This is a genomic window from Stenotrophomonas sp. HMWF023 (genome assembly GCF_003060985.1).
GTDB classification, from domain to species: Bacteria; Pseudomonadota; Gammaproteobacteria; order Xanthomonadales; family Xanthomonadaceae; genus Stenotrophomonas; species Stenotrophomonas lactitubi.
Genome location: NZ_QAIJ01000024.1, coordinates 1 through 7,572 on the forward strand (window position 1 = coordinate 1; position 7,572 = coordinate 7,572).

General features: G+C 65.5%; 7 protein-coding genes. 2 read left to right on the forward strand and 5 right to left on the reverse strand.

What is annotated here, in order from left to right:
* On the forward strand, positions 1 to 1,260 hold a 1,260-nt coding region (locus DBR20_RS00790), incomplete at its 5' end, for a bifunctional aconitate hydratase 2/2-methylisocitrate dehydratase (protein WP_108264847.1).
* 121 nt (positions 1,261 to 1,381) lie between these two features.
* Complete coding sequence (locus DBR20_RS00795; RefSeq protein WP_181392984.1) at positions 1,382 to 1,873, forward strand: energy transducer TonB; 492 nt, start codon at positions 1,382 to 1,384, stop codon at positions 1,871 to 1,873.
* An 87-nt stretch (positions 1,874 to 1,960) separates the two neighbouring features.
* Here DBR20_RS00795 and DBR20_RS00800 read toward each other — a convergent pair whose 3' ends face one another.
* The 5 genes from DBR20_RS00800 to DBR20_RS00820 all read right to left on the reverse strand — a co-directional run bounded on the left by DBR20_RS00800 (position 1,961) and on the right by DBR20_RS00820 (position 7,348).
* Positions 1,961 to 2,320, reverse strand: coding sequence for a hypothetical protein (locus tag DBR20_RS00800; protein ID WP_108264849.1), 360 nt, complete (start codon positions 2,318 to 2,320; stop codon positions 1,961 to 1,963).
* 198 nt (positions 2,321 to 2,518) lie between these two features.
* Entirely contained in the window at positions 2,519 to 3,586 is a 1,068-nt protein-coding gene (locus DBR20_RS00805; RefSeq protein WP_108264851.1) for a chemotaxis response regulator protein-glutamate methylesterase, read from the reverse strand.
* A 2-nt stretch (positions 3,587 to 3,588) separates the two neighbouring features.
* Entirely contained in the window at positions 3,589 to 4,185 is a 597-nt protein-coding gene (gene cheD / locus DBR20_RS00810) for a chemoreceptor glutamine deamidase CheD (protein WP_025878962.1), read from the reverse strand.
* Positions 4,182 to 5,051: a CheR family methyltransferase gene (locus tag DBR20_RS00815; RefSeq protein ID WP_099818374.1), complete on the reverse strand. Its 870-nt coding sequence runs from the start codon at positions 5,049 to 5,051 to the stop codon at positions 4,182 to 4,184. The genes cheD and DBR20_RS00815 overlap by 4 nt, the downstream gene beginning before the upstream one ends.
* Positions 5,052 to 5,083: 32 nt before the next feature.
* The gene (locus DBR20_RS00820) at positions 5,084 to 7,348 is read right to left on the reverse strand and encodes a methyl-accepting chemotaxis protein (RefSeq protein ID WP_108264850.1); all 2,265 of its coding nucleotides are present in this window, start codon (positions 7,346 to 7,348) and stop codon (positions 5,084 to 5,086) included.
* Positions 7,349 to 7,572 lie beyond the last annotated feature (224 nt).

The following is a 7,572-nucleotide window of genomic DNA, read 5'->3' on the forward strand; positions in this document are numbered from 1 at the left end:
TTCTGCCACACCGCGGCCTACCCGAAGCCGGTGGACGTCAAGACCCACCACACCCTGCCGGAATTCATCTCCACCCGTGGCGGCATCTCGCTGCGTCCGGGCGACGGCGTGATCCACAGCTGGCTCAACCGCATGCTGCTGCCGGACACCGTCGGCACCGGTGGCGACTCGCATACCCGTTTCCCGGTGGGCATTTCGTTCCCGGCCGGTTCTGGCCTGGTCGCCTTCGCCGCTGCCACCGGCGTCATGCCGCTGGACATGCCGGAGTCGGTGCTGGTGCGTTTCAAGGGCAAGATGCAGCCGGGCGTGACCCTGCGTGACCTGGTCAACGCGATCCCGCTGTACGCGATCAAGTCGGGCCTGCTGACCGTGGCCAAGGCTGGCAAGAAGAACATCTTCTCCGGCCGCATCCTGGAAATCGAAGGCCTGCCGGAACTGAAGGTCGAACAGGCATTCGAACTGTCCGATGCCTCGGCCGAGCGTTCGGCTGCCGGCTGCTCGGTGCGCCTGAACAAGGAGCCGATCATCGAGTACCTCACCAGCAACATCACGCTGCTGAAGTGGATGATTGCCGAGGGTTACCAGGATCCGCGTTCGCTGCAGCGTCGCATCGAGAAGATGGAAGCGTGGCTGGCCAACCCGGAGCTGCTGGAGCCGGATGCCGACGCCGAGTACGCTGCCGTCATCGACATCGACCTGGCCGACATCCACGAGCCGATCGTGGCCTGCCCGAACGACCCGGATGACGTGAAGACCCTGTCCGAAGTTGCCGGCGCCAAGATCGATGAAGTGTTCATCGGTTCGTGCATGACCAACATCGGTCACTTCCGTGCCGCTGCGAAGCTGCTGGAAGGCAAGCGCGACCTGCCGACCCGCCTGTGGGTGGCCCCGCCGACCAAGATGGATGCGTCCGAGCTGACCAAGGAAGGCGTGTACGGCACCTTCGGCGCCACCGGCGCACGCATGGAAATGCCGGGCTGCTCGCTGTGCATGGGCAACCAGGCGCAGATCCGCGAAGGCTCCACCGCGATGTCGACCTCGACCCGCAACTTCCCGAACCGCCTGGGCCGCAACACCAACGTGTACCTGGGTTCGGCGGAACTGGCGGCAATCTGCTCGCGCCTGGGCCGCATCCCGACCAAGGAAGAGTACATGGCCGATGTGGGCGTGATCGCCGCCAGCGGCGCGGAGATCTACCGCTACATGAACTTCGACCAGATCGAGGAATACCAGGACGTGGCCAACACGGTCGCTGCCTGATCCTGCTGATCGGTTGATGATGTAAACGAAGAACCCCCGGTGAATGCCGGGGGTTTTTTGTGGGCACCTGCGGCGCCGGCTGCGGGTTAGACTTCGACGCGGCTTTTTCAGGAAGACATGGATGTTGGCGGATCGACGACGCTGGGTAGCGCTGGGAGCAATGATGGCGGGCTGGGCCATGGCACCGGCTGCAATCGCGCAGCAGGATGTGCGGGCCGATGAAGAGTCTGCCGATACGCGGATGAGCGCTGACGAACGCAGGGTGTTCCTGCTGCAGGAGCAGTTCCTGGAGATCGCCCGGGCCAACGCGTCAAGGTCTGAGACAGCCGAAAAGGTGGAAACCTACGCCTCGGTCGATGCCGACTCGCAGCGGCAGCATCCCGTGCAGCTTGAGAACCATCAGCCATCCGAGCGCGGAGTTGGTGCGGCCACGCTGCTGGTGGACGTAGACGAGCAGGGCCGCCCGTATGCTGTGGAAATCGCGCGCGGCAGTGGGTCGGCGAAGCTGGATGCGGCGGCCGTGGAGGCGGCGTATCGATGGAGCTACAACGCCGCCAGCAGGGATGGCGTACCGGTGCGCGGAAAGGTGCGGATCACGGTGTCGGGACCGTAACTGCGACTGCGTGAAGTAGCGGTGCCGGGCATTGCCCGGCAGGCAGTTGAAGCGGAGAACCCACGGGCGCATTCCGAGGGATATCTGCTACTGGATGGTCCAGTCGGCAGTGCCTTGAAGGCGCTTCCCGGCAAAGAGCACATTGCCCCGGCCACCGGAGACGTCCATCTCGAACCAGGGCAGCCCATCACGGTGCAGCGGACGCACATAGGCCCGCTTCCGTGCGCGGTCGAATTCGATGTAGTACCGGCGACGGACGTTCGCTGCATCGGGAGCAGACGGTCCCGACCAGCTGACATTCACCTCACCGGGATCCTCGCGGCCCACCAGCATGAGGGTGAAAACCAGCTTGCCGTGTTTTGCTTCGAAGTAGAACAGGTCGCCGCTGGCGACGGCCGGGGCCAGTGGCAGTGACAGCAGTATGGCCACCAGGGCGGCCTTCCACATCCTTGGGGTCATGCGCAGCATTCCTTGTGCAAGGCTGCAATCAAAGCACACTTGCGCGCAGCCTGTTGAACCGAAGAACCCTGGTGAAAGCCGAAGTTTTTTGTTGCGTGATGGCCTGTAGAGCCGAGCCCATGCTCGGCTTGCCGGAGCGGGGCCCGAAAAGCAGCCGAGCATGGGCTCGGCTCTACAGCCGTCCCATCAGCTGCGGGACAGCGCCAGCAGACGCTCGGCTATGCGCTCCAGCGGTACCTGTTCCTCGGCCGCGCCGAGCTTGAACGCTGCACCGGGCATGCCCCAGACCACGCTGGAGGCCTCGTCCTGCACCAGCGTCGGAGCGCCGGCCTGGCGCATTTCCAGCAGGCCGCGTGCGCCGTCATCGCCCATGCCGGTGAGGATGGCGCCGATGGCATTGCCACCTGCGGCCTGCGCCACCGAACGGAACAGCACGTCGACTGCCGGCTTGTGTCGGTTCACCGCCGGGCCGTCATCCACGCGGCAGCGCCAGCGTGCACCGTCGCGGATGATCCGCAGGTGCTTGCCGCCGGGCGGCAGGTACGCATGGCCGGGCAGCACCGCTTCGCCATCGCTGGCTTCGCGTACGGCCATCGCCGAATGACGGTCCAGGCGCTCGGCGAAAGCAGTGCTGAAACTGGCGGGCAAGTGCTGGGTCATCACCACTGCGGGACCGTCGGCGGGCATGCCTTCGAGCACCACGCGCAGTGCTTCGGTGCCGCCGGCAGAGGAGCCGATGGCGATCAGACGGTCGGTGGTGCGGAACTGGGTTGCCGCCGGACGCAGGGCAGGGGCGGCGTCCAGCGTGAGTTTCGGTGTTGCAACGCGCACCAGCGGGCGCACCCGTGAGCGCGCAGCCATCTTCACCTTGGCGATGATTTCATCGGCATAGGCCTGCAGGCCGCGGGCCACATCAAGCTTGGGCTTGGAAACGAAGTCCACCGCGCCCAGCCCCAGCGCCTGCAGGGTGGTATCGGCACCGCGTTCGGTCAGCGAAGAGATCATCACCACCGGCAGCGGGTGCAGGCGCATCAGGTTTTCCAGGAACGCCAGGCCATCCATGCGTGGCATTTCCACGTCCAGGGTGATCACGTCCGGAGCCAGGCGCTTGATCTTCTCGCGCGCCAGCAGCGGGTCGGCAGCGGTGCCGACCACGTCGATGGCCGGATCGCTGGACAGGATTTCGGTGAGCATCTGCCGCACGACGGCGGAATCGTCGACGATCAGGACCCGGCAGGGGGAGTTGCCGGTCAGGGTCATTCGAACAGCTCCACGCCACCGGTGACCGGGGCCTTGGACAGGCGCGCGCGCACGGCCGATTCGGTCGCGGCCACTTCGGCTTCGTGTGCATGCGGCAGGCGTTGCACGACGACGCGGCCGGTATCGGCGAAGAACCAGATCTTGCGCGGGTGGATGCCGCACAGGTCTTCGGCGAGGATCGGGATGTGTTCGGCCTGCAGGTACTGACGCACGAACTCGGCGTTGCGCGTGCCTACCGGATTGCTGGTGAAGCCCTTCAGCACGTTGGCGCCGCCGAATACCTTCGCCTCGATGCGCTTGCGGTGGGCACCGCGCTTGAGCATGTCGTTGATCAGCAGTTCCATTGCGTAGCTGCCATAGCGTGCGGGCGCGCCGTCGCCGGCGTTGCCCTCGGGCAGCAGGAAGTGGTTCATGCCGCCGATCTTCAGCACCGGGTCGCGCAGGCAAGCCGCCACGCAGGAGCCGAGCGTCGTGGTCAGCGCGGTGGTGTCATCCACCACCAGGTACTGGGTGGGCAGCAGCTTGGCGGCGATGGTCTTGAAGCGTGCGTCCTGGTAGCGCATCACATCATCGGTGCGCAGCGAAGCATTCATGCGCTGGCTCCCTGTGCGCGTCGGTACAGGGTACGGCCGCAGGGTTGGATCAGATCGGCAGCGTGCAGGTAGTTTTCCGAGTGGCCGGTGTAGAGCAGGCCGTCGTCGGCCAGATGATTGACCAGGCGGCCGAGAATCGCGCGCTGGGTCGGCTTGTCGAAGTAGATCATCACGTTGCGGCAGAACAGCGCGTCGAACGGACCGCCGACGTCGTAGCGCGGCGCCAACAGGTTCAATGGGCGGAATTCGATCAACTCGCGCAGCGCCGGCAGCACGCGGCACTGGCCTTCGTTGGGACCGCTGCCACGCTGGAAGTAGCGGCGACGCAGGTCTGGATCGAGGCCGGCGACGCGGTCGATGTTGTAGACGCCGCGCCCTGCGGTGGCCAGCACCTGGGTATCGACGTCGGTGGCGACGATGCGCACCGGCGGCTTCAGGGTGCCGAACGCTTCGCAGGCGGTGATCGCCATCGAGTAGGGCTCTTCACCGGTGGAGGCGGCGCACGACCACAGCAGCAGCGGGCCGCGCCCGTTGCGCTGCTGCAGTTCCTCGCGCAGCTTGTCGAAATGGTGCGGCTCGCGGAAGAACGCGGTGAGATTGGTGGTCAGCGCATTGGTGAATGCCTGCCACTCGTCACCATCGCCTTGTTCCAGATGGTCCAGGTACTGCTGGAAGCTGCGCATGCCCAGCGTGCGCAGGCGGCGCGACAGGCGTCCGTACACCATGTCGCGCTTGGCCGGGGCGAGGGCGATGCCCACGCGCTGGTAGATCAGGTCGCAGACGCGGCGGAAATCACGGTCGGCGAACTCGAATTCGCGCGTACCGCTGACGATGGGGGTAGGGCTCTGCACGGGTGACGTGTCCATCGGCGGGGCGGCGGCCGCAGCCGCCGCGAGGATCAGAATTCCTGCCAGTCGCCGTCGTTGGAGACGACGGTGCTGGAGTGGGTGCGGCGGATCGGTGCAGGCGTCGACAACGGCCGCGAAGGCGCAGGGCTGGCGGCCTTCGGCGCGACCTTGGCGGTCACCGCCTTCACTGCGACGGCAACCTGGTTGTCGAGGCGGAAGATCGCCACGGCGTCGGCCAGTTGCGCGGCCTGTTCCTCCATCGCCCGTGCAGCAGCGGTGGCTTCTTCCACCAGCGCGGCGTTCTGCTGGGTGGTTTCGTCCATCTGCACTACGGTCTGGTTGACCTGCTCGATGCCGGCCGACTGTTCCTGCGAGGCGGCGGAGATCTCGGCCATGATGTCGGTCACGCGCTGCACCGAGGCGACGATCTCGCCCATGGTGCTGCCGGCCTGGTGGACAAGGCTGGAGCCTTCGGCGACCTTGCCGACCGATTCGTCGATCAGGCCCTTGATCTCCTTGGCAGCGGCGGCCGAACGTTGGGCGAGGGTACGCACTTCGCTGGCGACCACGGCGAAACCGCGGCCCTGTTCACCGGCTCGGGCGGCTTCGACCGCGGCATTGAGCGCCAGGATGTTGGTCTGGAATGCGATGCCATCGATCACGCTGATGATCTCGGCGATCTTCTTCGACGACGCTTCGATGGCCGACATGGTAGTGACCACCTGGCCAACGACGCTGCCGCCCTGCGAGGCCACGCCGTGCGCGCCGATGGCGAGCTGGTTGGCCTGGCGCGCGTGCTCGGCGTTCTGGCGCACGGTGGAGGTCAGCTCCTCCATCGACGCGGCGGTTTCTTCCAGATTGGCCGCCTGCTGTTCGGTGCGGCGCGACAGGTCGCTGTTGCCCGAGGCGATTTCGCCGGCTGACAGGGTGATGCTGGAAGCACTGAGCTGGATCTGACCAACGATCTGGGTCAGCTGGCTGACCGTGGCGTTGGCATCGTCGCGCATGCGCGCGAACACGCCCTGGTAGTCACCGTGCATGCGCGCAGTCAGGTCGCCGTCGGCGATGGACGACAGCAGCTGCGAGAGCTTGCCGAGGTTGTCATCACTGACCGCCATCATGGCGTTGAGGTTTTCCAGCATGGTGCGGAAATCGTGATCGAAGCGCTGCGCATCGCCACGCTGACTGAAGTCGCCCGCGGCTGCAGCACTGGCCAGCTGCTTGATCTCGGCATTGATGCGGCCGAGGTTGGCCTTGACCGTGTCGACGGTCGTGGTCATCGCCGCCTTCTCGCCCGGGTAGCGGGCGATGTCGCCGCTGAGGTCGCCGACGGCGTACTGCTGCACCACGTTCAGTACATCGTGCAGGGTCTGTACGTGGCCACCGACCAGGGCGTTGGTTTCCTGCACCATCAGCCCGTACTCGCCGGGGAAGGCGCTGGCGTCGATGCGGTAGCTGAGTTCACCTTCATCGTGACGGCGTGCCATTTCGCGCTGGCCACTGATGACCGCGTGCAGCTGCTGCTGCATGCGTGACATAGCTTCGAGCAGGCGACCGGGTTCGTCATGCGGCTGCGGACCGATGTGGCTGTCCAGCTTGCCGCCAGCGATGCCCTCTGCGACGGCGGTGGCCTGCTTCAACGGGCGCGCGATGCGGTTGCCGATGACCCAGCTCAGGGCCAGCACGATCAGCACCAGCACGCCGCCGGCCAGGGTCATGATGGCGGTGAAGACCAGTGCCTGCTGCTGCACGTCATCCATATAGACGCCGCTGCTGACCACCCAGTTCCAGGGCTTGAACAGGCCGGCATAGGCCACTTTCTCGACCTCGCCCTTCTCGCCGGGCTTGGCCCAGCGATAGGCGACGAAGCCACCGCCGGCCTTGGCCGCTTCGATCTGGTCGTAGTAGATGCGGATGCCATCGCCGGTACGGAAATCCTTCATGTCCTTGCCCACCAGATCCTTGCGGAACGGATGCATGAGCACGTGATAGCCGGTGTCGTAGATGTTGTAGTAGTAAGTATCGTTGTGCGCGCGCATGACCTCCAGCGCCTGCAGCGCGGCGGCCTTTGCAGCCTCTTCGCTGAGCTCACCGGTTCCGGCGAGGCGATGGTAGTGGTCGAGGATGCCGTAGCTCAGTTCGACCTGGGTCTTCAGCGAAGACTTGCGGGTATCGGTCAGGTCCAGGTACTGCATGCGGGCAGCGATCACCGAGAGCGCGATCACGCCCAGCGCGATCAGCAGCGTGAGCAGATTGAGCTTGCGTCGGACGGAGAGATTGCTGAAGTAGTGTTGCCAGCGATGCAGGAGATTCATCGAGCAGTACCCGGGTCGTGGTGGGTGGAGGCGCCGGTGCTGGTCGGGAGCAGCGGTGACATGACCGTTATCGGCCGCGGGGGCGGGGGATTGAGGTGGGCTGTTCGAACGTATTCAGGTTTTCTTGCAGCGGCGGCTGCGGCGCTGCCTGCGGCAGGCTTTGAAGCAACAGCAACAGCAACAGCAACAGCAACAGCGGTTGGTCGGCTCTGCGATGTTGAGAG

Coding starts and splice junctions, on each gene's coding strand:
- DBR20_RS00815 (WP_099818374.1), bottom strand. CDS start 5,051: ATGGACACGTCACCCGTGCAGAGCCCTACCCCCATCGTCAGCGGTACG.
- DBR20_RS00820 (WP_108264850.1), bottom strand. CDS start 7,348: ATGAATCTCCTGCATCGCTGGCAACACTACTTCAGCAATCTCTCCGTC.
- DBR20_RS00795 (WP_181392984.1), top strand. CDS start 1,382: ATGTTGGCGGATCGACGACGCTGGGTAGCGCTGGGAGCAATGATGGCG.
- cheD (WP_025878962.1), bottom strand. CDS start 4,185: ATGAATGCTTCGCTGCGCACCGATGATGTGATGCGCTACCAGGACGCA.
- DBR20_RS00800 (WP_108264849.1), bottom strand. CDS start 2,320: ATGTGGAAGGCCGCCCTGGTGGCCATACTGCTGTCACTGCCACTGGCC.